The 22334-nt window shown below is 62.4% G+C and carries 20 protein-coding genes; 15 read left to right on the top strand and 5 right to left on the bottom strand.

The genetic code is table 11. The features are described 5' to 3' along the window. Positions 1-60: 60 nt before the first annotated feature. Positions 61-1311 carry an MFS transporter gene (locus AB4O23_RS13155; RefSeq protein ID WP_068935569.1) on the bottom strand — a complete coding sequence of 417 codons (1251 nt, stop codon included), beginning with the start codon at positions 1309-1311 and terminating at the stop codon, positions 61-63. Positions 1312-1414: 103 nt separating this feature from the next. Between AB4O23_RS13155 and AB4O23_RS13150 the strand changes: the two genes are divergently transcribed. From AB4O23_RS13150 to AB4O23_RS13130, 5 genes are all read left to right on the top strand, one after another. Next, a complete protein-coding gene (locus AB4O23_RS13150) occupies positions 1415-2383 on the top strand; it encodes an AraC family transcriptional regulator (protein ID WP_068935571.1) in 969 nt (322 codons plus the stop codon). 288 nt (positions 2384-2671) lie between these two features. Next, positions 2672-3079: a hypothetical protein gene (locus tag AB4O23_RS13145; RefSeq protein WP_017527775.1), complete on the top strand. Its 408-nt coding sequence runs from the start codon at positions 2672-2674 to the stop codon at positions 3077-3079. 118 nt (positions 3080-3197) lie between these two features. Then, positions 3198-4238 carry an alpha/beta hydrolase family protein gene (locus AB4O23_RS13140; protein ID WP_135196145.1) on the top strand — a complete coding sequence of 347 codons (1041 nt, stop codon included), beginning with the start codon at positions 3198-3200 and terminating at the stop codon, positions 4236-4238. 173 nt (positions 4239-4411) lie between these two features. Next, complete coding sequence (locus AB4O23_RS13135) at positions 4412-5638, top strand: MFS transporter (protein ID WP_068935622.1); 1227 nt, start codon at positions 4412-4414, stop codon at positions 5636-5638. Between the two features lie 61 nt (positions 5639-5699). Continuing rightward, positions 5700-5861 (top strand): DUF2986 domain-containing protein, encoded by a 162-nt coding sequence (locus AB4O23_RS13130; RefSeq protein ID WP_065877713.1) that lies wholly within the window; start codon positions 5700-5702, stop codon positions 5859-5861. A 2-nt stretch (positions 5862-5863) separates the two neighbouring features. Here the strand turns inward: AB4O23_RS13130 and AB4O23_RS13125 are convergent, their stop codons facing one another. The 3 genes from AB4O23_RS13125 to AB4O23_RS13115 all read right to left on the bottom strand — a co-directional run bounded on the left by AB4O23_RS13125 (position 5864) and on the right by AB4O23_RS13115 (position 9348). Further along, positions 5864-7075, bottom strand: a complete 1212-nt coding sequence (locus tag AB4O23_RS13125) for a YeeE/YedE family protein (protein WP_137219809.1) — start codon at positions 7073-7075, stop codon at positions 5864-5866. Between the two features lie 175 nt (positions 7076-7250). After that, entirely contained in the window at positions 7251-8048 is a 798-nt protein-coding gene (locus tag AB4O23_RS13120; RefSeq protein ID WP_017527770.1) for a DNA/RNA non-specific endonuclease, read from the bottom strand. 34 nt (positions 8049-8082) lie between these two features. Next, positions 8083-9348 (bottom strand): MFS transporter, encoded by a 1266-nt coding sequence (locus AB4O23_RS13115; RefSeq protein WP_065877715.1) that lies wholly within the window; start codon positions 9346-9348, stop codon positions 8083-8085. A gap of 122 nt (positions 9349-9470) precedes the next feature. On the opposite strand from AB4O23_RS13115, the gene AB4O23_RS13110 reads away from it, so the two are divergent. From AB4O23_RS13110 to AB4O23_RS13090, 5 genes are all read left to right on the top strand, one after another. After that, on the top strand, positions 9471-10112 hold the full coding sequence (locus tag AB4O23_RS13110; RefSeq protein ID WP_017527768.1) for a TetR/AcrR family transcriptional regulator: 642 nt from the start codon (positions 9471-9473) through the stop codon (positions 10110-10112). An 87-nt stretch (positions 10113-10199) separates the two neighbouring features. After that, on the top strand, positions 10200-10721 hold the full coding sequence (locus tag AB4O23_RS13105) for a sigma-70 family RNA polymerase sigma factor (RefSeq protein ID WP_017527767.1): 522 nt from the start codon (positions 10200-10202) through the stop codon (positions 10719-10721). After that, positions 10718-11668 carry a FecR family protein gene (locus AB4O23_RS13100; protein ID WP_017527766.1) on the top strand — a complete coding sequence of 317 codons (951 nt, stop codon included), beginning with the start codon at positions 10718-10720 and terminating at the stop codon, positions 11666-11668. The genes AB4O23_RS13105 and AB4O23_RS13100 overlap by 4 nt, the downstream gene beginning before the upstream one ends. Positions 11669-11743: 75 nt before the next feature. Next, complete coding sequence (locus tag AB4O23_RS13095; RefSeq protein WP_460150515.1) at positions 11744-12592, top strand: TonB-dependent siderophore receptor; 849 nt, start codon at positions 11744-11746, stop codon at positions 12590-12592. Next, positions 12555-14156, top strand: a complete 1602-nt coding sequence (locus AB4O23_RS13090) for a TonB-dependent siderophore receptor (RefSeq protein ID WP_460150513.1) — start codon at positions 12555-12557, stop codon at positions 14154-14156. Before AB4O23_RS13095 ends, AB4O23_RS13090 begins: the two co-directional genes overlap by 38 nt. A gap of 81 nt (positions 14157-14237) precedes the next feature. Here the strand turns inward: AB4O23_RS13090 and AB4O23_RS13085 are convergent, their stop codons facing one another. Next, positions 14238-14696 carry an Hsp20 family protein gene (locus AB4O23_RS13085; protein WP_065877722.1) on the bottom strand — a complete coding sequence of 153 codons (459 nt, stop codon included), beginning with the start codon at positions 14694-14696 and terminating at the stop codon, positions 14238-14240. 258 nt (positions 14697-14954) lie between these two features. Here AB4O23_RS13085 and AB4O23_RS13080 point away from each other — a divergent pair, with 258 nt between their 5' ends. Genes AB4O23_RS13080 through AB4O23_RS13060 form a run of 5 tightly spaced genes read left to right on the top strand, consistent with a single transcriptional unit; the run spans position 14955 to position 22208 of the window. After that, complete coding sequence (locus AB4O23_RS13080; RefSeq protein WP_017527763.1) at positions 14955-15770, top strand: ABC transporter permease; 816 nt, start codon at positions 14955-14957, stop codon at positions 15768-15770. Further along, complete coding sequence (locus AB4O23_RS13075) at positions 15760-17028, top strand: ABC transporter ATP-binding protein (protein WP_068935583.1); 1269 nt, start codon at positions 15760-15762, stop codon at positions 17026-17028. Before AB4O23_RS13080 ends, AB4O23_RS13075 begins: the two co-directional genes overlap by 11 nt. Continuing rightward, positions 17025-18347, top strand: a complete 1323-nt coding sequence (locus AB4O23_RS13070; protein WP_135196147.1) for a polysaccharide pyruvyl transferase family protein — start codon at positions 17025-17027, stop codon at positions 18345-18347. Before AB4O23_RS13075 ends, AB4O23_RS13070 begins: the two co-directional genes overlap by 4 nt. Beyond that, the gene (locus tag AB4O23_RS13065; RefSeq protein WP_065877728.1) at positions 18340-19044 is read left to right on the top strand and encodes a 2OG-Fe(II) oxygenase family protein; all 705 of its coding nucleotides are present in this window, start codon (positions 18340-18342) and stop codon (positions 19042-19044) included. Before AB4O23_RS13070 ends, AB4O23_RS13065 begins: the two co-directional genes overlap by 8 nt. An 11-nt stretch (positions 19045-19055) precedes the next feature. Then, the gene (locus AB4O23_RS13060; protein WP_460150512.1) at positions 19056-22208 is read left to right on the top strand and encodes a glycosyltransferase; all 3153 of its coding nucleotides are present in this window, start codon (positions 19056-19058) and stop codon (positions 22206-22208) included. Positions 22209-22334 lie beyond the last annotated feature (126 nt).

Raw genomic sequence — 22334 nt, 5'->3', positions numbered from 1 at the left:
CAATCTAATCAAAGGCTGGGGCGATAACTGACCGCGCCGTGTTGCTGGGCAAGCTGGCAATCAAAGGTGCGGCGCCGGCGTGGTCCGGGCAGCGCCGTGGGCAGAAGGAACGCGCACACGCCATGCAATCAGCAACGCGGCCAGCAGCATCAGCACGGCCGCCGCTAGGAATACACCGGCGCTGCCACCGAGGCTGAACATTGCCCCGCCAGCGGCTGCGCCCGTTGCGATGGCCGACTGCACAGACGCCACCACCATGCCCCCGGCGCTTTCCGCCTGATCCGGGACCGCGCTGGCGACCCAGTTCGACCACGCCACCGGCACACCCCCAAAGGCCAGGCCCCACACCGCCAGCAGCACCGCCTGCCCCGGCACCGAGGCCGGCAGCAGCACCAATGCCAGCGCTGCAACGCCTACCAACGCGGGCATCAACACCAGGGTGCCCAGCGGATGACGGGGCAGCAGCCACCCGGCCACCAGCGTGCCGACAAAATTCGCCACACCAAAACCCAACAGCATCAGCGACAGCCCTTGCGGGCCGATGCCGGTGGTGCCTTCGAGAAATGGCCGAATATAGGTGAACATCGCGAAGTGGCCGCTGTGCACCAGCACACAGCCGAACATGCCCATGGCGATGCCCGGACGCAGCAACACCTCAAGCACGGTGCGCAGGCGTGCCGGCCGGCGCGGCGCAAGGCGCGGCAGGGTGAACGACTGGAAAGCCAGGGTCACCACGCCCACCGCCGCCGCGGCGAAGAACGCGCTGCGCCAGCCATAAAGCCCTCCCAGATAGCTGCCCAGCGGGACCGCAACCACCGTCCCTATGGCAATCCCGCTAAAAATGATCGAAAGCGCTCGGGGCAACAAAGCCCCCGGTACCAAGCGCATCGCCACCGCCGCCGCCATGCTCCAGAACCCACCAAGGGCGATGCCCAACAAGATACGCATCAACAGCAGCACTGCGAAACTGGAGGAAATAGCGACCAGCAGGTTGGACGCGATCATCAACGTAGAAAACCCCAGCAGCACCCAGCGACGATCGATACTGCGGGTCAGGCCGGGCACCAGAAGGCCGGCGAACAGCGCCACCACGGCGGTCACCGTCACCGCCTGGCCAGCCAGCGCTTCAGACACTCCCAGCTCGCCCGCCATCGGCGTCAGCAGGCTGGCCGGAAGGTACTCGGCGGTCAGCAAGCCGAACACGCCCATTGCCAGCGAAAATACGGCCATCCACGCCGGGGTTGCAGGTTCCGCATCCGGCCCGGCATCAAGACGGCGGTCGGCTACGGCATTGCATACAAGGTCAGTCATTTGCACAGATCTCCCAATCTTCATGGCGTCCCGCAGTCTAGGCACCTGAAACCGGATGATCTATGATCCAAAACCTCGATTTATTGACTGAAACACCTGAGCCATGTCTACAGATCAATTTGCCCTGTCCTCGGACCTCGTCAATGAGCTGTTGCGCGGCATGCGCCTGCGCGGCGTCGAGTACCGCCGTATCCAAACGGGCCCCACCTTCGGCTTGGGCTTCGCCGCCAGACCTGGGCATGCCTGGTTCCACTTCCTGGCGGTCGGCAACGCAGTGCTGCGGATGGACGACGGCACCCCCTATGCGCTGTCCGCCGGCAACGCCGTGTTCATCTCCCATGGCGCGGCCCATCAACTGCTCTCCCACATGGACGTGCCTGTTCAGGACATCGACCTGCTGGATCGCGAGCCCCTCGGAGACACCGTCAGCGCGGTGGACACCGGAACCAACGCCGGCCCCACACCGACCGCGATTGTGTTCAGTGGCTGCATGGAGTTCGAATTGGGCAGTATTCATGGCCTGGGCAAGCTGATGCCGGGCCTGATGCTGATCGACGCCGGCGGCCAACGTTACCCCGGACTTGTGCCTATCCTCACCACCATGGAGCGCGAGGTCAGCGCCGCACGCGTCGGCTTCGCCGGCATCCTCGCACGACTGGCCGACGTGGTCGCCGCCATGGTCGTTCGCGGTTGGGTCGAGTGTGCGTGCGGCAATGCCTCCGGCCTGGTTGCCGCCTTGCGCGATCCACGGCTGGCGGGTGCGCTTCTGGCGCTCCATCAACAACCGGGCCGCGACTGGACCGTCGGCCAGTTGGCCGAGCAATGCAATACCTCTCGCTCGGTCTTCGCGGACCGTTTCCAGATGACTATCGGCATGACCCCACTGCGCTACGTCACCGAAGTGCGGATGCGCCTTGCCAGCCAGTGGCTGACGCTCGAAAGGCTGCCGATAGAAGAAGTGGCGCAGCGCTTGGGCTATACCTCCCAAGCCGCTTTCAGTCGCGCATTCAAGCGCATTACGGGCAAGACGCCTGGGTTAAGCCGGAAATCGAGGCAGGTTGCTGTCTCTTGAAGGCGGGTGGAGGTGGTGGATGAGTTAGGGGGGCATTGGACGGGTTTCGGCCAGAAGCGAATAGTGTTTTGAATGTGGTCTGCCCCCCCATTTTCTTGGTGAAGGCTTGGCGTCGCGGTCCATATCAAGACAAGAACCCCACCAACCCAGCCCCCCCACCTTTCTCAGTGACCTGATCATCGTGACCGCGCGAACGATGCCTGGGAATCGAATGATCGACGACAAAATTGAAGCGTCGCGGTGGCGGGAAACCTACACTAGCGCTCCCCTTCCTGCCGAATCGCCACCATGCCACGCCTTCTTCCCTTGCTGCTGTTGGTTTTACCTTCCCTGGCGTTCGCGCTGCCGCCTCTGGAAGACACTACCCTCTACAGCCAAACCGCCAGAGACTGCCAAGACGTCGACCTCACCACGTGGCAGCACCCAACCCGCGCTTTGCTGGAAAAAAACCACTTCGCGCTGGACCGCATACAACTGTGCAATGGCGGGCACTATCCGATATTCCACGTGCAAGCCCCCTACGACCCACGCGGTCAAACCAAGGATTTTTTCCTACCGCTGTATGAGCGTATGCGTAAGGCGAACGGCAAATGGCCCTACGCATTGGTGGACAGCAGCGATGCGGTGGTGGTGTACGTGAGTTATCCGAAAGAGGATCGGATTGCATTGGATTATGAGGGGTATGCGCTGCCGTAGCTCGACGAGCCCAGGGCGCAACATGGTGGCCTCAGCCTCGGCGTGGGGCGGTTCACCGGTATGCAAACGACTGGTTTCAAGTCATGCTGCGCCGCTCACTTCAAGGACGATAACAACAGTGAAAACCCACTTCGCCGCCCTGCTGCTGATCTGCCTGACCGCACCTGCATTCGCCAACGAAAATCCCGTGGGCTTCAAGACCGTCACCCTGCCCGACGCACAACACAGCCGACCACTCGAATTGGCCGTCTGGTACCCCGCCGCCACCACAGCCAAACCCGAATGGATCGCCGACAACGCGGTGTTCATCGGTGCCCTCGCGGTGTCCGACGCGCCACCGGCTGCGGGTGAGCATCCGTTGGCAGTGCTCTCCCACGGCTATGGCGGCAATTGGGGCAACCAGGTGTGGCTGGCCAGTGCGTTGGCACGCCAGGGGTATATCGTGGCGGCGGTCAACCACCCCGGCACCACCAGCAAGGACCGCAGCCCCGCAGCCGCCGCGCAGTTATGGCAACGACCCAGAGACCTGAGCCGCGTCATTGATGCGGTGCTTGCGCAGCCGCAGCAGTTCGGCGCGGTAGCGAACAACCAGATTGCCGCGGTGGGCCATTCCATTGGCGGCTGGACGGTGATGGAAATCGCCGGTGCGCGGTTTGACCCCGACCTGTTCGCTCAGGACTGCAACGCCCACCCCAAGCTGGGCGGCTGCATCGGCTACACGCGGATGAGCCCTGCCGGCACGCCAACCGGCAAGGCCAAACTGGCCGCTGACTTGAGCGACAAGCGCGTCACCGCCATCGTGTCGTTGGACCTGGGCCTGTCGCGCGGCTTCACCGACGCCAGCCTGGCCGCGCTGCCGGTGCCTGCGCTGGTGATTGCCGGGGGTGTACCCACCGACGATATGGCGCCTGAATTGGAGTCCGCCCACATGGTTGGGCGCATGCCCAAGGCATCCACGCAGTACGTGGAGATCGGCGACGCTACTCACTTCAGCTTTATGGCGATCTGCAAGCCGGACGGCATGGCGTTGATTGAAGAGGACTCGCCTGGAGATGGGATGATTTGCCGGGATGGTGAGGGGGCTCGTCCAAGGGCGGTCATTCAGCAGCAGGTGGTGGGGCTGATCAGTGAGTTTCTGGGGCGATCGTTTCGGCATTGAATAAAGCGCAAAACGCTCTCGAAGCGAGGTGCTCAAGGCCTTCGCATCGATAGCACTGATGATTACTATCGAACCGCTCGCCTATAGCCCGCCAAACACCCCTTCCTATAATCGCCTCCTATTTCTTCCCCTGCGCCTGTCTTCAGGCGCATCCCCTCTTGGAACTCAACACCATGCCAAGCGCGAGCCAGGCCCCCAGCGGCCTTCCCGAACATAATCAACAAAGCGTCAAACAGCAGTGGCTGGCGATTCTCTCGGTTGCCGTGGGTGCCTTTGCCCTGGTGACCAGTGAATTCCTGCCGGTGGGCGTGCTCAACGACGTCGCCGCAGACCTCGGCATCAGCGCCGGTCACGCCGGCCTGATGGTGACGCTGCCCGGCATCATGGCCGCGCTCGCTGCGCCTTTTCTGTCGGTGAGCATTGGCGCCATGGACCGCCGTTACCTGCTGATCGGCCTGACGCTGATCATGATCATCGCCAACTCGGTGGTGGCCTTTGCCGGTGATTTCAACCTGCTGCTGTTCGGCCGCGTGTTGCTGGGTATCAGCATCGGCGGGTTCTGGGCCACGGCCATTGCGCTCAGCGGCCGCCTGGCGCCCAAGGGTGTGGGCGTGGCGAAGGCCACGTCGATCATCATGATGGGGGTGACCCTGGCCACCGTGCTCGGCGTGCCCGTCGGCACCTGGCTCAGTGGTTTGATGGGCTGGCGCATGACGTTCCTGGTGACGGCGCTGGTGGGCATCCCGGTGCTGTTGGCGCAGGTGTTTCTGCTGCCGCGCCTCACCCCGGAGAAGGCCATTCGCATCAGTGACCTGCCGGCGCTGTTTATCAACCCACAGGCGCGGGTCGGTTTGATCGCGGTGTTGTTGATTGGCCTGGCGCACTTTGCGGCTTACACCTACGTCGCACCGTTCTTTAAACACAGCTGCGGCTTCGATGGGCCGACCATTGGTTCACTGCTGTTGCTGTATGGCGTAGCGGGCGTGATGGGGAATGTTTTTGCCGGGTTCGCGGCCAATCGTAGTGTGCGTCACACCTTGCTGCTGGTGGCGTTGATGATCGGCACGAGCACCGCGTTGTTCCCGTACTTCGCCACCGGCATGACCGGCGCGGCGATGTTGATCGCACTGTGGGGCTTTGCCTTTGGCGCTTTCCCGGCCTGCGCGAGTATCTGGATGTTCGTGGTGGCGCCCAAGGATGTCGAGCGTGGCATGCCGCTGTTCGTCGCGTTGTTCCAGGTGATTATTGCGTTGGGCTCGTTCTTTGGCGGGCAGATCGTCGACCAGATGGGCAGTGCGGTGCTGTTGAGCCTGGCGACGGCCCTGGTGGGCTGCGGGTTCGTGACGGTGCTGGTGCTGGGGCGCAGCGTCAGTAACAGCTTGGCGGCGCAGCCTTGCTAGGCATTGGCTGCGGTTTTTAAGCTGGTATCATCCGGGCACGTTTAGCCCAGGTAAGAACTCCATGAATCGCCAGAAAAAACTGCAGCAGCTGTTCAAGGCCAAGGCCAAAAAGGCCAGCGCCAAATTGGCGCCCAAATCCAAGGACCGCTACATCAGTAAAGCCGAACGGGAAAAGCTGGCGGCGGAAGCCGATCAGGCGCCAAGCCTTTCCCTGCAGGACTGATCTCAGCAACCGCTCAGCGCCACCTGCGGCCGCTCGCCAGCAAAGAACAACGGCCGCAGGCGCACCCCCACGCCGTTGCCGATAAACGCCGCCACCAGCCACACCCAGCCATGCAGGCTGCCCGAGGCGATGCCGCTGAAGTACGCGCCGATATTGCAGCCGTACGCCAGGCGCGAACCGTAACCGAGCAGCAGGCCGCCGATCACGGCAGCGATCAGCGAGCGGGCCGGGATGTTCAGGCTGGGGGCAAAACGCCCGGCCAGGCCGGCGGCCAATAGCGCACCGAGCACAATGCCGATGTCCATGACGCTGGTGATGTCCTGCCACACCGGCGCCGCCAGGGCCTTGGCATTGCCCGGCATCTGCCAGAACGCCCAGGCGCCGACATCCACACCCAAACCGCTTGCCACTTTGGCGCCCCACAGGGCGAACGCCGAAGTAATGCCCCAAGGCCGTCCGGCCAGCGCCAGGGTGGCGTAGTTGAGCAGCGCCAGGCCAACCGCGCCCCAGACCAATGGCCATGGGCCGCGCAGGAAGCGGCGCAGGCCTTGGTGTTCGCTTTGCACGCCGTGTTCAAGCTGGCCGTGGCGGCGTTTTTCGAGGCGGACGGTGACGGCGGCGATGAGTGCGAACATCGCCAGGCTGGCGAACAAGGCCGGTCTGACGCCAAAACTGTTGACGATCGATACCGCCGGGAACGCAGGCAGTGCGAACCACCAGTCCACATGATGAGTGGCGATCAGCGAACCGCAGATAAAGAACAGCAACGTCACCAGCATGCGCGCATTACCACCGCCCACGGTGAACAGCGTGCCCGACGCACAACCGCCGCCCAGTTGCATGCCGATGCCGAAAATAAACGCACCAAACACCACGGAGACACCGGCCGGCGCGACCAGCCCGACCACCGGCTGCCCGAACAAGGTCCCCGCCCCCAGCGCCGGGAAGAACAGCAAGACCGCCAGCGCCAGCATCACCATCTGCGCGCGCAAACCGGCGCCACGGCGTTCGTTGATGAACACACGCCAGGCCGAGGTGAAGCCGAAAGCGGCGTGGTAGAGGGTCAGGCCCAATGCGGCACCGACCACCAGCAACAGCACCTGGCGCGAGCCGACGCTGGCTTGCAAAAACAAGGCGCCCAGCACCAGGACGATAAAGGCCACCAGCGGCGCAAAGGGTTTGCGCGTGGCGGCGATAGGCAAGGAGGTACTCATGGCGTATCTCGGTGGGTGGGTAGGAACGGGTTGCGAAGCGGGTGAGTATAAACCCAGACCGGCACTGGGCTGTCGCTTCAGCGCGGCCGGGATGCGCGCGACTCGGTTCGGCGGGTGTACCGAGGCTGCGCAAGCGCTGGCGAGGGCAGCGAACACAGTCACTGCCGCACCGCTGTCAGCCGCGCCCCACCGATCCCGACACGGGAAGGTTACCCAGCAACTTGAGCCCGGTGGTCTTCACAAAGGTGTCGTAGTCCATCGGCCGCTGGATACGCGTTTCGGCGTTGGGCAGCACATACGCCCAGGCCCGCTTGGACGAAGCGTCGTACACCAGTTTGAACAGCCGCGTCGGCACCCACACCTGGTTATCGCCGATGGTGCCGTAACCGGCATCGAACAACGGCCCGGTGAACACATACACGTCACCGCCGGCGCGTACGGCGAATTTGCGCACATCGGCCTCGACCTTGCTCCAGATCTTGCGGTTGTTGGTGGGGTCTTGCGGCACCATGTTCGACAGCGCAAAAGACTGGGCCATGGCTTTGGCGTCGGGGGCATCGGCGGCCGGGGACTGATGCCCGCGGTCCATGGCCGGGTGTTGGCCGTGGTAGTCGCTCAACTCCGCGCGCCCTGCCTTGGGGATGCGCGGGTCGGCGTAGAAGTGGTTGGTGCGTTCTTCGCCTTTGGCGTCGTTGAGCTGGCGCGCGTTGAGACGTTCGACCACCAGCAGCGGGGTCTTGCTGGTTTGTGAATACAGCACGGCAAAATGGTCGGAGCACAGCGCCAGCGGTTTCATGCTGGCGGGGACGGTCGCGGTTTTGATCGGTGTGGCGGTCGGGAAAATATCGGCGCAGCTGTCGAACGAAAGGCGTTGTTCCTGGCTGGAATAGAGGTCCATCGCACCCCGGGCGTGCGCCCCGGTGGACAGCAGAAAAAAGGCCGAGAGCCCGATAGCAATGTTGCGTAAGTGCATGTTTTTAAATCTTATCGTGAGGATTGAGCGGGACCTATGGACCCTCACATTGCACTTTAGTGCTGGCCCTGGCGGTTGCGCTGGCGTTTCCAGCCGCCGCCGGCCCATCGGCAGACCGTTTTCCCGGTTTGAAGCCATGGGCCCGCGCCGTCCACGCGATACTCAGCGCCACGCCCACCAACACCAGCATCGCCCACGCAAACGCAGCCACGCCCCAGGTGTCCAGCAACACCCCACCCAGTACGCCGCTGCCGGCAATTGCGCTGTTCCACGCCACCACGTTCAACGACAACGCCACATCAGCGCCCTCGCCCGCCGCATCCGCCAGCGCGGTTTGCAACAACGTGGCGGCGCCGCCAAAGCTCAGGCCCCATACCGCCACGCCGAGGTAGATCACCTCAGGCATTGCTCCCAGCAAACCGAACACCACACAGACCAGCGCAAACGTCGCCAGGCTCGCCAACACGGTGTTGCGCAGCAACGGCTCGACCAATCGGGCGGTGATCCAGATACCCGCCAGCGCGGCGATCCCGAACACCAGCAACACCAGATCCACACGCTCGGCCAACCCCGCCGGCGCCAAGAACGGTGCGATGTAGGTGTACAAAATGTTGTGCGCTAGCATCCAACTGATCACCACCGCCAGCACCGGGCGCACGCCGGGCGTGGTCAGCACTTTGCCCAACGACAGCCGTTGATTCGCGGGTTGTGGTGCGTAGTCCGGCACTGTCACCAGCACCCACGCGATCAATATCAGGGTCAGCCCCGACATCAGGCCAAACGTGGTACGCCACCCCACCCACCCACCTAGCCAAGTGCCCAGCGGTACGCCTAATGACAGCGCAATCGGCGTACCGACCATTGCCAGCGCCAGCGCCTTGCCCTGTTGATGCGGCTCGACCATGCGTCGTGCGTAACCGGCCAATAGGCTCCAGGCCAAACCCGCCACCGCCCCGGCAAAAAACCGCGCCACCAGGGTCACGCCATAGTGGGAGGACAACGCCGTAATCGAATTGAACAGCAAAAAACCGACGACGGTCAGCAGCAACACATTGCGCCGACGCCAGCCACGGGTGGCGATGGTCATGGGGATCACCGCCAGCACCGAACCCAGCGCGTAGGCCGTGACCATCTGCCCGGCCATCGACGGCGAGATCGCCAGGCCTTCGCTGATCAACGGCAAAAGGCCGGCGGGCAGGGTTTCAGTGACGATGCAGATGAAGCCGGTCATGGCCAGGGCGAGCAAAGCGCCGACGGGCAAGCGTTCGGATGAAGCCGATAGGGCCAGTGAGGCGGTCATGTGAAGCTCCTTGGAGGCAGACTTAAATACTGATCGATACAAATGTTGCAGGCGCGCACCGCGCGTTGTCAACGACTTATGTATCGAATAGTATTTATCTCGCTTTCCACAGGAGACCTCCCATGGCAAAAATGGGCCGCCCGCGTAACTTCGATCGTGAACAGGCCGTGGAACAGGCGCTGCACCTGTTCTGGCAGCATGGCTATGACGCCACTTCCCTCGCCCAGCTCAAGGCCGGCCTGGGCGGCGGCATTTCCGCGCCGAGTTTTTACGCCGCGTTCGGCTCCAAAGAAGCACTCTTCGAGGAGTGCGTGCAGCGTTACTTGGCCACCTACGCCCAAGTCACCGAATGCCTGTGGGACGAATCCCTATTGCCGCGTCAAGCCATCGAAACCGCGCTGCGCCAATCGGCGCGCATGCAATGCGAAGACGGCCACCCCAAAGGCTGCATGGTGGCACTCGGCGTGATGAGTGCGCCGAGCCCGGAAAACGCGCGGGTGGCGGATGCGCTGACCCAGTCGCGGCTGCGCACGCGCGCAGGGATCGTGGCGTGTGTGGAACGCGCGGTACGCCTGGGCCAGTTGCCAGCGCACACTCAGGTGAGCGTGATGGCCACAGTGTTCGATAGTTTCTTGCAGGGTGTTTCGATCCTCGCGCGCGACGGTGTGCCGGCGCAAACCATCGATGCCGCGATCAGCCGGCTCCTGCGCACCTGGGATGTCGCGGCGTCGATCACGCCTGCGTCGCCCCATTCGAAGGCTTAACTACAAATCAGTGCTGGCCACGCTTGCTTTCGTTGATGGCACACCGCTAATCTTGCGAATAATTCTTATCCGCAGACGTAACTTCCGATGTCGGCCAGCGACCTTCCCTTGAACCAGGCTGTCCATGCGCTCTACACCGAGCACCATGGCTGGTTGTTCGGCTGGCTGCGAAAAAAACTCGGTTGCCCGCAAAACGCGGCGGACCTCTCCCACGACACCTTTATGCGCATCCTCGCGTCACGCGAGGCCCTGGGCGCCATGCGCGAACCACGGGCGTTCTTGACGACCACGGCGCGCCACCTGATCATCGACCGCGCGCGCCGCCGTCAGTTGGAAGGCACCTATCTGCGCGAGCTGGCGCTGACCATCGAGATCATGGAGCAGTGCCAGCAATCGCCGGAGCAGATCCTCGTCACCCTCGAGGCACTGGAACAGATCGCCTTCGTACTCGACGGCCTGGCCCTGAACGCGCGGCAGGCGTTCCTGCTGTACTTCCTCGAAGGCCTGCGCCAAAGCGACATCGCCCGCCGCCTGGGGATTTCCGAGCGCATGGTGCGCAAGCACCTGATGAACGCCTTGCTGCACTGCCACCATGCGCTGGATGTATGAACGCCGACCTCGATCAACAGGCCGCCAACTGGGTAATCCGCCTGAGCGAAGGCGACCTCAGCGAACGCGAGCAACAGCAGTTCGAACGCTGGAGAGCCGCCGACCCACGGCATGCGGCGGCGTTCGAGCGCCTGCAAGGGTTCGTGGGGCGCTTGCAGGCGTTGCGCCCGCAACAGGCGCCGGTGCAGGCCGCACTGGAAGCCGCCCGGGTACGCCGACGCAACCCGAGCGGTCGGGTGTTGCTGGGCCTGTTGCTGGCGTTGCCGGTGGCCCTGGCGCTGCGGGCCTACCCGCCGAGCTATCTGTTGGCCGACCAGCGCACCGCCCCGGCGCAATGGCAGCAGGTCAACCTGGACGACGGCTCGCAACTGACTCTTGGTGGCAACAGCGCCGTAGACCTGACCTTCAATGGCCAGCAACGCCAGGTGCGCTTGCTGCGCGGTGAAATCCTGGTGCAGGTGGCCCACGATGCCGCGCGGCCGTTTGTGGTGGTGACCGACGACGGCCAGATGCGCGCCCTCGGCACGCGTTTCACGGTCAAGCGCGAAGCACCGGGTACGCTGCTGACCCTGCTCGAGTCAACGGTCGCAGCCACCGATGCCGGCCATCACGCCACGGTGAACGTCAGCGCGGGCGAGCAGGCGCGCATCACGCCAAACGCGGTGACACGCGTGGGCAAGGTTGACCCGCGCACCCTGAACGACGCCTGGCAATACCATCAGTTGGTGGTACAGGACCGACCGTTGCCAGAGGTCCTCGATGAACTCGCACGCCAATATGGCGGCCATCTGCAGTTCGATCGCGAGCAACTGGCCGACCTGCGCGTATCCGCCGTCTTGCCCTTGGATAACCCGCGCCGCGCCCTGCAACTGATTGCCGATGGCCTGCCGGTGCGCATCCGCGCGTTCAGCCCGTTGTGGCTGCGGATCGAGCGTCACGAAAAATAATCGCGCAGGCCGGGTTCCGCTTTTACGTACTGCCCCGTCAAGGAAGAAAGCACCTCAATAACAGGAATGTCTTCCATGCCGCGCCACTTCCAGCGTTCCCCCTTGCCCCTCGCCCTGGCGATCAACCTGGCCAGCGTTGCCGCGCTGAGCCTGGCCCTGTGCAGCCCGGCTGCCGCGCAAGAGGCGGCGCGTTATGCCATCGCCGCGGGGCCGCTCGGCCCGGCGCTGAACCTGTTCGCCCAGCAGGCCCATGTGGCGTTGTTGTTCGACAGCAAAACCGTCGCCGGTTTGACTACGGCTGGCCTGCACGGTGAGTTCCCGATCAACCAGGGCTTTGCCCAACTGCTGAGCGGCAGTGGTTTGCAGGCTGCGCAAGGCGCCAATGGCTATGTACTGGTGCCGGTCAACACCAGCGGCTCGCTGGAACTGGGGCTGACGTCGATTACGGGCCTGACCGAAGAACGCAGCACCGAGCACGTCAAGGGCTACGTGGCCACGCGTAACCTGAGTGCTACCAAGACCGACACGCCGATCATCGAAACCCCGCAATCGCTGTCGGTGGTCACCAGCGATGAGATCCGCGATCGGCAATCGGAAACCCTCTCGCAAACCCTTGACCTGACGCCGGGGTTCACCAGCCAACCCACCAGTTTCAACCGCACCTCGGACCGTTTCCGCATTCGCGGCTTCGACGTGGAGTCGGCCACCGGTGGCTCCCTGCGCGATGGCCTGCGCCTGCAAAACAACTCGTACGATGGCGTACAGGAACCCTATGGGCTGGAACGCGCCGAGGTGATTCGCGGCGCGGCGTCGGTACTGTACGGGCAGCTCTCGCCCGGCGGGTTGATCAACACCGTGAGCAAGCGCCCCAGCCAAACGCCTTACCATGAGCTCAACCTGCAGAGCCGGGCAGAACAACCGTAAACAACTGTCCGCCGACTTCACCGGCCCGCTGGGCGACAGCGACACCCTGAGTTACCGCCTGACCCTGCTCGACCGCAAGAGCGACACCGCCGCCGACCATATCCGCAACGACAAGGTCTACGTCGCGCCGGCCCTGACCTGGCAGCCCAACGACGACACCTCGCTGACCTTGTTGTCGTTCTACCAGAAGACTGAAACCGGCTTCTCCGCGCCCCTGCCCTATCAACTGACCAAGGGCGTGGGCAGCGGCCGGTTCCAGATCGGCCGCCACGACTTTATCGGTGAACCGGACTACGACGAAATGAACGGCGAGATGTCGGCGCTGGGCTATGAGTTCGAGCACCGTTTCGATGAGCACACGCGCATCAGCCACAAGCTGCGCTACTACCAGTCGGACGTGACCTGGCGCTACCTGCAGGTCAACATCGCCGGCAACAACATCGCCACCGCGCAGACCACCGGCCTGCTGCGCCGTCAATACAGCGACCGCGAAGAACGCTCGCGGGGCCTGGCCAGCGACACCCATATCGAAAGCAAATGGCAGTTCGGCGACTGGCAGCACACCTTCCTGCTGGGCTTCGATGGTTACGACACCAGCTACGACTCCCATAACTTTCGCGGCACCGCACAGCCGTTGAACCTGGCGACCTATCAATATGGCCAGCAGGTAGTGGTCAACACACACCCCGCCACCGACCGTGGCTCGCAGATCGACACCCTGCAAAAAGGCATCTACTTCCAGGACCAGATCAAGTTCGACGAACGCTGGATCCTGCTGTTGGGCGGCCGTCACGACTGGGCCGACCAGCACACCGAACTGTTCCGCAACGGGGTCGACAGCGGCAAAAGCGATGAAGCCACCACCTGGCGCGCCGGCCTGGTGTACAAGGCCGACAATGGCCTGGCGCCCTACATCAGCTACAGCGAATCGTTCTTTCCGGTGGCCGGCACCAACAAGGCCGAAGAGAGCTTTATTCCCACCGAAGGCAAGCAGTATGAAATCGGTATCCGCTATCAACCCGAAGGCAGCGCCACGCTGTTGAGCGCGGCGGTGTATCAGTTGGAACAGCGCAACGTGCTGAGCCAGGACCGCACCGACCTCAACTTCTCGGTACAGGTCGGCGAGGTGCGCTCGCGTGGTTTTGAACTGGAAGCCAAGACCGAAGCCACCCCCAACCTCAGCCTGATCGCGTCCTACGCCTACATCGACGCGCGCATCACAAAAAGCGATATCGCCAGCGAAATCGGCCAACGCAGCGAAGACACTCCCTATCATCAGGCCGCCCTGTGGGCCGATTACCGCCTGGCGGCACTGGGTATCCCGCACCTGCGCATCGGCGGCGGCGCCCGCTACAAGGGCACCACCCAAGCCTCCGGCGTACCCTCGTCGATGCCCGCCTACACCCTGTACGACGCTCGCGCCAGTTATGAGCTCGACGAGCATTGGGAGGTCGCAGTCAACGCCAATAACGTCACCAACAAGCGCTACACCTATTGTGAATTCGCGATTTGCCGGTATGGGGATGAGCGGCAGTTGATCAGTTCGTTGACGTATCGCTGGTAATCGGGCTGGAACAAACCCCGTTGACATTCATAGGGCCAAACAATAAAGGCGCTCCAAAGAGCGCCTTTATTCATCGCGACATTACTGCTCGCTGATGGATTTCACCTCAGCCTTGGCCGCACCGCCAATCGCAATGCGCTTCGGCTTGGCTTCCTCCGGTACCACCCTGAGCAAGTCGATGCTCAGCAAACCGTTGGAGAGCTGTGCGCCCTGCACTTCGATGTGGTCGACCAGGCGGAACGACAGGCGGAACGCGCGCTGGGCGATGCCCTGGTGCAGGTAGGTGATGTTTTCATCGTGTTCACGCTTGCCACCGGCGACGGTCAACACACCTTTTTCCACCTGGATCTCCAGGTCGTCCTCCACCAGGCCGGCGGCTGCGATGACGATCCGGTAGTGGTCATCACCGTGCTTCTCGACGTTGTGAGGCGGATACGTGGTACCGGCCTCGCTGCGAAGCGCCGATTCGAAAAGGTCGTTGAAACGGTCAAAGCCAACAGAATGGCGGAACAGTGGGGCCAACGAGAGAGTAGTAGCCATTGCAAAATCTCCTGAGTTTTCTCCAAGTGATTTGATACGCGACCCGTATTCGGCATCGCGTAAAACCTAAGTAGGTTCAGGCGAAAAAATTTCAAGCGGCGTCCCTAAAAATTTTTTTGCAGGGCTCTGATCCCGTGAATACAGGCCACAGCACCGACGGATGAGCAGTGCCGCGAGCAATCTTCCAGGGCCGCATAGCTAAACGGCAGTTCCTGACTAGACTGATGAGCGCACAGACTTGGTCATGGGAATCGTTGGATGAGTGAAGTAAACGCACGGGCCGGCATGTTTTCCAGCCCGTGGCGACATCGAGAACTGTTGGTTTCCATGGTTCAGCGGGAAGTGATTGGTCGGTATCGCGGCTCCATCATGGGGCTGTTGTGGTCGTTCCTGAACCCTCTGTTCATGTTGCTGGTGTACACCTTCGTGTTCAGCATGATGTTCAAGCTGCGCTGGCCTCAAGGCAGCGGTTCCAGGAGCGAATTCGCGCTGCTGGTGTTTGCCGGCCTGCTGGTGTTCAACGTGTTCGCCGAATGTGTGGGCCGTGCGCCCGGCCTGATCATCGCCAACGCCAACTACGTCAAAAAAGTCATGTTCCCCCTGGAGATCCTGCCTTGGGTGGTGCTGGGCGCGGTGCTGTTCCATACCCTGGCCAGCTTATTGATCTGGCTGGTCTTCCACCTGCTGTTTTTCGGTTTTCCGCCCCTGACCAGCCTGCTGCTGCCCCTGGTGCTATTGCCGCTGGTGCTCTTTACCCTGGGCATTTCATGGCTGCTGGCCTCGCTGGGGGTTTACCTGCGCGATGTCGGCCAGATAGTTGGCGTATTGACGACGGCCTTGATGTTCGTCTCCGCGATTTTTTACCCGGCCAGCGCCTTTCCGCCGGCCTATCAAGGCCTCCTGCGCCTCAACCCACTCACGTTGGTGGTCGAGCAAACCCGTGACGTGCTGTTCTGGGGCGTCTTGCCCGACCCTCTCACTTGGGTCTGCGGCCTACTCGCGGCCGGGGGCGTAGCCTGGCTGGGGTTCAGCTGGTTCCAGAAGTCTCGTAAAGGATTTGCCGATGTGCTCTGACATCGCCGTACAAACGGCCCACCTGAGTAAGAGCTATCACATCTATGACACGCCCAGGGATCGTCTGTGGCAGCTGTTGTCCCGGGGTAAAAAGCATTTTTATCGCGAGTTCTGGGCGCTGCAGGATGTGTCACTGACACTGCGCAAAGGCGAAACGGTGGGGATCATCGGCCGTAACGGCAGTGGCAAATCGACGTTGCTGCAACTGATCTGCGGCACATTGAGCGCCACGTCCGGCAGCATTCACAGCCATGGGCGCGTGGCCGCGTTGCTGGAGCTGGGGTCGGGTTTCAATCACGACTTCACCGGGCGCGAAAACGTCTATATGAACGGCGCGGTGCTGGGGCTCAGTCGTGCTGAAATCGACGCGCGTTTTGCCCAGATTACTGACTTTGCCAATATCGGCGACTTTATCGACCAACCGACCAAGACCTACTCAAGCGGCATGCTCGTGCGGTTGGCCTTTGCGGTGGCCGTGTGCGTACAGCCCGACATCCTGATCGTCGATGAAGCCCTTGCGGTGGGTGACGCATCGTTTCAGTTCAAGTGCCTCAATCGCCTGGAGGCGCTGACCCAGCAAGGCACCACGTTGCTGTTCGTGTCCCATGACATGGGCATGGTCAAACGCTTTTGCAATCGAGTCATTTACCTGCGCGAAGGCCGGGTGCGCGCCAGTGGGTCTCCCGAAGAAATGGCCGAACTCTATCTGCTGGAAATGCGCGACGAACAGCGCCGCTGGGCCAGTGGCGGTGCGGTGCCGGTCGCTCCCAAGGCGTTTCTCGACAAACAAGGCGGCATCGCCTTCGGCACCGATGAGGGGCATATCGTGGCCGCCTGCTTTACCAATACCGACAGCCTCTATTCGAGCTTTGTGTACGGCGAAACCATCCAGATATGCATCCAGGCCCAGGTTCGCGACACCATTGAGTTGCCCTCCATCAGCGTGACAATCCAGGAAGCCCGGCTGCTGGTGATCGGCGGCGCCAACCTGCCGCTGCAGATGGAGGCGGCGCACGATGGCTGGCGCAAGGCGACCATCACCGTCCACTTCCCCGCCGCCCTCTCGGCGGGCAAATACCACATCACACTGAAACTGATGAACGGCCACAGCGAAGAAACCGCACAGCTCATCGAGAAGCAGGTCGCGCTGCTGGCGTTCGACACCCTGCCCGGCACCAAGGACTTCCTTGGGTTCGTCGACCTGGGAATCGAGGCCGGTCACGCCCTGCAAACGAGCACTCTGGGGGAGCGCCAATGAGTCGCGCGTGGCAGGTAGGGATCTTCGGCACGTTCGATGTCGCCAACTATGGCGACTTGCTGTTTCCCATCATCGCTGAAGTGGAATTGACCAGGCGCCTGGGCGCGGTAAAGCTCCATCGGTTTTCCTATCACGCAAAAACCCCACCCGAATGGCCGTACGAGGTCACCTCACTGACCGCTTTGCCGGACATCGCCGGCGAGTTGGATGGCGTACTGATCGGCGGCGGTTTCATTATTCGCTTCGACAAAGTGGTTGCCACCGGCTATTACCCGCCGGATGCCTCCATTCACCACCCCACCGGTTACTGGCTGACGCCGGCGCTGATCGCCTTGCAACACGCAATCCCGCTGATCTGGAATGCGCCCGGCATGCATTGCAACGAGATTCCGTCGTGGGCCGTGCCGCTGGTGAAGCTGAGCCTGGATCACAGCCCGCATATCCGGGTGCGGGATGCACTCTCGCAGTCAGCCCTGGCGCAGGTGTCGCCGACCGCCCAGGTCGAGGTGCTCCCCGATACCGCCTTCGGCCTTGCGCGGTTGCTCGACGTGCAAGCGCCGTCGGCCGCCTTCCTGGCACTTCGCGCCAGCGCCGGGCTGACTCAACCGTATCTGGTGGTGCATGCGATGTGGGGGTTGGACAGCTTCCTGCACCTGTGGCGAACCCATGCCGGATTGTTCGAAGACTTGCAGCTGCTGCTGTTGCCCATAGGACCGGTGCTGGGCGACCACGAAAGCGTTCTGGGCGAGGGCCTGGAACGCTCGCGATGCCTGCCGTTCTGGCCTGATCCTTTGCTGCTGGCGGAACTGCTGGCCCATGCCGAGGGCGTCATCGGGCACAGCTATCACTTGGCGATCAGCTCACTGGTGTTTGGCGTGCCGATCTTCTGCTCGGCGGACCTGGGCACCGGTAAATACACCGCGCTGCCCAGCCATGGACGCATCTTCCAGATACGCCGGGACCAGCCCATTGAACCGCAGTGGTTTCGCGCCCAATTGGGCAGGCAGCCCCTGTCCCAGGTCACCGCCCACGCGACGGAGCAGCTCGACGCACACTGGGACCGCGTGGCCGAGCTGATCCGTGAAGGCCCGAGGTCGACCCCAGCCGCGCTCAACCGTTATTGGCAAGGCTTGCCTGGGGTACTCGAAGACCTGCATGCACAGGTCCAACATCAGGTCGCCGAGCGGCAAAGCGACCACGCGCAACACCAACACGCGCTTGAGGCGCTGTACCGCTCCAACTCTTTCAAGCTGACGGCGCCGTTGCGCCACATCCGCCGTACCCTGACGAAATGGCTGGGAGCCCTTCGACATGATTGACCTGAGCAAACTGAGCGCCAATCGCTTGAAAAGCGCGCCTTATTCCTGGGCGCAGATCGACGCGCTGTATAGCCCCGAAGACGCCAAGGCACTGGCCCGAACCTACCCCCACGACCACTTCAAGACGGTATCGGGCTACGGCGGGGCAAAGGATTACGAATACGAGGCACGGCAATTGATCGCCATGGGCAGCCACGAGGTGGTCAACCCACAGGCCCTGAGCCGCGCATGGCTGGCATTGAGCGACAGCCTGCGCTCGGCGCAGTACCGCCATGCGATGTCCACATTGACCGGCCAGGACCTGAGCCACGCGCCCATGGAGGTGAATGTCTTCCATTACGGCCCTGGCGCCAACCTGGGGCCCCATCCCGACCTGGACGACAAACGGGTCACGCACATTCTGTATTTCAACGAGACATGGAACCCCGCCGACGGCGGTTGCCTGCAAATCCTCGGCTCTGCCGACCCTGCCGACGTCGTCGCCCAAGTGCCCCCCGTGATCGGCAACTCGGCGGTCCTGGTGCGCGCCGACAACTCGTGGCACGCGGTTTCGCGAGTCGTGGATGGCTGTCGGTCCTCCCGGCGCAGCGTGACCGTGACCTTCTACCGTCCAGGCTCACGCAGCTCGATGTGGCCGGCCGATGACCCGACACCGCTGCACCCTTACAGTGAACCGAACAACGCAACGCTTGTGTAAAGGACGCCCCCATGGACAAGGACAATCTGGCCACACTTGAGCGCGAAAACGCACGGGTAGAACGCGATGCGGCCATCAGGGAACGAGACGCGGCGATTGCCTACATCGCAATGCTGAAAAATACCCGCTCATGGCGCATTACCCGCCCCTTGCGCACGCTGCTGCATTGGCTCAAGTACAAATCCAGGCACACCGAACCCGACACCCTGGAATTCCTGCGTGCTGAAGATCTGCCCTTAAGTCCCATCGCGAAAGCTACCCAGCCATCCTTGCCGGACGAATCGCCGACAGAGGCCCGCTTCGACATTCTCTGTTTTGCCAATATCGACTGGGCCGCACGCTTTCAGCGCCCTCAGCAACTGATGAGCCAGTTTGCCCGGCATGGCTACCGTGTCTTCTACATCGTCCCCTCCCGCAGCGCCGAGCCTGGGCATGCCTACAGCAGCGTAGAAGTGGCGCCTGGCGTGTTCGAGGTTGCGTTGCGGCGCGATGAGTTCGTGGACTGCTACAACCAACGCCTCACTGAAAACACCCTGCGGGGCTACACAAAGGCGATCGATGCGCTGGCCAGGGACCTGCGTATAAAGACTGCGGTTTCAGTGATTCACCTGGCCTTCTGGGCCCCGCTCGCGTACCAACTGCGCAACGATCACGGCTGGAAAATTCAGTACGACTGCATGGATGACTGGGTTGGCTTCCCGGGTATCGGCGAGGTCTTGCTCGAAGAAGAACAAACCCTGGTCAAGCAGGCCGATTTGATGACGGTCACCGCGGCCTTGCTCCAGGAAAAATGGGCCACCGCGAGCGACAACTGCCTGCTGCTGCGCAACGGCGTGGATTTTGAGTTCTTCGAACGCAACTGCGTGCCCAACAACCTGCTGGCGGACATCAAGCGGCCTTTGATCGGCTTTTATGGCGGCCTGGCCGAATGGGTGGACCTGCCGTTGATCGCGGCCATCGCCCGGCAGCGGCCGGACTGGAACTTCGTATTGATCGGCGACCTGTTCGTCAAAGACCTGGCCGGGCTGGACCGCCTGCCCAACGTGCATTTGCTCGGCAGGAAGCCCTATGCGCAGATGCCGTTGTACCTGTACCACTTCAATGCCTGCCTGATCCCGTTCCGCTTGTATAACGTGACCCATGCGGTCGACCCGGTGAAGTTCTACGAATTCATCAGCGCAGGCAAACCGGTGGTATCGGTGCCGCTGGAAGAAATGAAGATCTACCAGGACTTCGTTTATTTCGCCAGCGAACCGCGGGCCTTCATCGAACAGATCGAGTGCGCCCTGAACGAGACCGACACCCGCGCCGCCACCGAACGCGTGGCGCTCGCCAGCGCCAATGACTGGCATCATCGCTTCGAAACCAATCTGAACGCGCTGACGGCCTTGCATGCGAAAGTGTCGATCATCGTGGTCACCTACAACAACGTCGAGCTGACCCAAGGCTGCATCCAGAGCCTGTTGCGCAATACCACCTACCCCAACTACGAATTGATCATCGTCGACAACGCCTCTTCGGACGATACGCGCAACTACCTGCGTTACCTGAGCCGCACCCAGGCGAATGTCACCGTCGTGCTCAATGACCGCAACCTCGGCTTCGCCGCCGCGAACAACCAGGGGCTGCGCCTGGCAACCGGTGACTGCCTGGTGCTGCTCAATAACGATACCGTGCTACCCAAGGGGTGGATCGACCCCTTGTTGCGCCACCTGCAAGACCCGCAAATTGGCCTGGTCGGCCCGATGACGAACGCGGTCGGCAACGAAGCCAAGGTGGACGTCGACTATGTTGACCTTGAACACATGGAAGCCTTCGCCGACCGCCATGTCGCACGGCACCGCGGCCGCACCTTCGATATCAGCATGCTCGCCATGTTCTGCGTGGCCATGCGCCGCGAGGTGTTCGAGCGCATAGGCCTGCTGGACGAAGCATTCGGCATCGGTATGTTTGAAGATGACGACTACAGCCGGCGCATCCAGGCGGCCGGGCTGAGGACGGTTTGCGCCCAGGATGCATACATTCATCACTATGGGCAGGCCTCGTTCAAGAAGCTGATCGCCAGCGGTGAATACCAGGCGCTGTGGGACAAGAACCAGGCCTATTTCGAGAGCAAGTGGGGTAAATGGAAGCGCCCTGAACCCCGCCTGCAATCGCGCGCGCGTGACCAACCGGAGGATGACATCGTGTTCAAGCGAATCATGAAAAAGCTCAACGCCCAGCCGGAAGCGGTCAGCGCCGACAAGCAAGTCACCGCCGATCATTGGTCGGAGAACATGGCCGGCTCCGACGCATTTTCCGCGGATGTGTATTGGCTCGCGGTCCCCGCCGTACAACAGCGCCATCAGCACAAAGCGACTGCCGGCAGCGGCCACCCTGGCTGGGTGCAGTACTGCCTCAAGGAGTTTTTGGGCCACTCGGTTTCCGGCGCGCGGATGCTGAGTATCGGTTGCGGCACCGGCACCCTGGAGCGAGAGCTCTACAAGCTCAACGCCTTCGAGCAGTGCGATGCCGTGGACATAGCGCCTGGCGCACTCGACGTTGCCAGAACCGAGGCGCTGGCGATCGGCGCGTCGAGCATCAACTATTCATTGTGCGACATCGAACAGACGGACCTGCCCGGCAACTGCTACGACGCGGTCTGGTTCAATGGCTCGCTGCACCACATCCGCGAACTGGAAATCGTCTGCCAACGGGTTCGCCACAGCCTGAAGCCCGGTGGCTGGCTGTTTTTCAATGAGTACGTCGGGGCCAATCACTTTGCCTTTGATGCGCAACAATGTGCGGCCATCAGCCATGCGTTCGGCTTGATTCCAGAACCGTTTCGCCGCTCATTCGTCAAGGGTTCCTACGGCCAGGTGCAACAGGCCGTGCCATTACCCGACCCCATCGAAGTGGTGAAGGTCGACCCCTCGGAAGCCGTGCGCTCCGCCGACATTTTGCGCGTGGTGCAGGAGCACTTCGAGATTCGCGCGCTGAACCGCTGCGGCGGCTCGCTCCTGCAATTTCTGCTGCACGGCATCGCCGGCAACTTCACGCCGGATAATCCACAGTCGCTCAGGGTGCTGCAAATGTTGTTCGACATCGAGGACGGCCTTATCGAGTCGGGCACGCTGAAAAGTGACTTCGTGGTGGTCGCCGCATCGCCGGGGAAAACCGCATGAAACGGCCCGCGCCATGCTGATCGATCGACGCCCCTCGCGGCTTAGCCGCTGGCGCGCGGCATACCATCGGCTGCCGTTGCCGGCCAGTATAAAAAAGCTGCTCGCCGCGATTTATCGACGGGTGTT

Source organism: Pseudomonas sp. H2_A10, assembly GCF_054680085.1.
This window is presented reverse-complemented; position numbering and strand designations above follow the sequence as displayed.

Bases quoted from the DNA above. Each gene is read 5' to 3' on its own strand.
- AB4O23_RS13065 (WP_065877728.1), top strand. From the start codon at position 18,340: ATGATTGACCTGAGCAAACTGAGCGCCAATCGCTTGAAAAGCGCGCCT.
- AB4O23_RS13155 (WP_068935569.1), bottom strand. From the start codon at position 1,311: ATGACTGACCTTGTATGCAATGCCGTAGCCGACCGCCGTCTTGATGCC.
- AB4O23_RS13100 (WP_017527766.1), top strand. From the start codon at position 10,718: ATGAACGCCGACCTCGATCAACAGGCCGCCAACTGGGTAATCCGCCTG.
- AB4O23_RS13095 (WP_460150515.1), top strand. From the start codon at position 11,744: ATGCCGCGCCACTTCCAGCGTTCCCCCTTGCCCCTCGCCCTGGCGATC.
- AB4O23_RS13120 (WP_017527770.1), bottom strand. From the start codon at position 8,048: ATGCACTTACGCAACATTGCTATCGGGCTCTCGGCCTTTTTTCTGCTG.
- AB4O23_RS13130 (WP_065877713.1), top strand. From the start codon at position 5,700: ATGAATCGCCAGAAAAAACTGCAGCAGCTGTTCAAGGCCAAGGCCAAA.
- AB4O23_RS13150 (WP_068935571.1), top strand. From the start codon at position 1,415: ATGTCTACAGATCAATTTGCCCTGTCCTCGGACCTCGTCAATGAGCTG.
- AB4O23_RS13125 (WP_137219809.1), bottom strand. From the start codon at position 7,075: ATGAGTACCTCCTTGCCTATCGCCGCCACGCGCAAACCCTTTGCGCCG.
- AB4O23_RS13075 (WP_068935583.1), top strand. From the start codon at position 15,760: ATGTGCTCTGACATCGCCGTACAAACGGCCCACCTGAGTAAGAGCTAT.
- AB4O23_RS13080 (WP_017527763.1), top strand. From the start codon at position 14,955: ATGAGTGAAGTAAACGCACGGGCCGGCATGTTTTCCAGCCCGTGGCGA.
- AB4O23_RS13135 (WP_068935622.1), top strand. From the start codon at position 4,412: ATGCCAAGCGCGAGCCAGGCCCCCAGCGGCCTTCCCGAACATAATCAA.
- AB4O23_RS13145 (WP_017527775.1), top strand. From the start codon at position 2,672: ATGCCACGCCTTCTTCCCTTGCTGCTGTTGGTTTTACCTTCCCTGGCG.
- AB4O23_RS13115 (WP_065877715.1), bottom strand. From the start codon at position 9,348: ATGACCGCCTCACTGGCCCTATCGGCTTCATCCGAACGCTTGCCCGTC.
- AB4O23_RS13070 (WP_135196147.1), top strand. From the start codon at position 17,025: ATGAGTCGCGCGTGGCAGGTAGGGATCTTCGGCACGTTCGATGTCGCC.
- AB4O23_RS13085 (WP_065877722.1), bottom strand. From the start codon at position 14,696: ATGGCTACTACTCTCTCGTTGGCCCCACTGTTCCGCCATTCTGTTGGC.
- AB4O23_RS13105 (WP_017527767.1), top strand. From the start codon at position 10,200: ATGTCGGCCAGCGACCTTCCCTTGAACCAGGCTGTCCATGCGCTCTAC.
- AB4O23_RS13090 (WP_460150513.1), top strand. From the start codon at position 12,555: ATGAGCTCAACCTGCAGAGCCGGGCAGAACAACCGTAAACAACTGTCC.
- AB4O23_RS13110 (WP_017527768.1), top strand. From the start codon at position 9,471: ATGGCAAAAATGGGCCGCCCGCGTAACTTCGATCGTGAACAGGCCGTG.
- AB4O23_RS13060 (WP_460150512.1), top strand. From the start codon at position 19,056: ATGGACAAGGACAATCTGGCCACACTTGAGCGCGAAAACGCACGGGTA.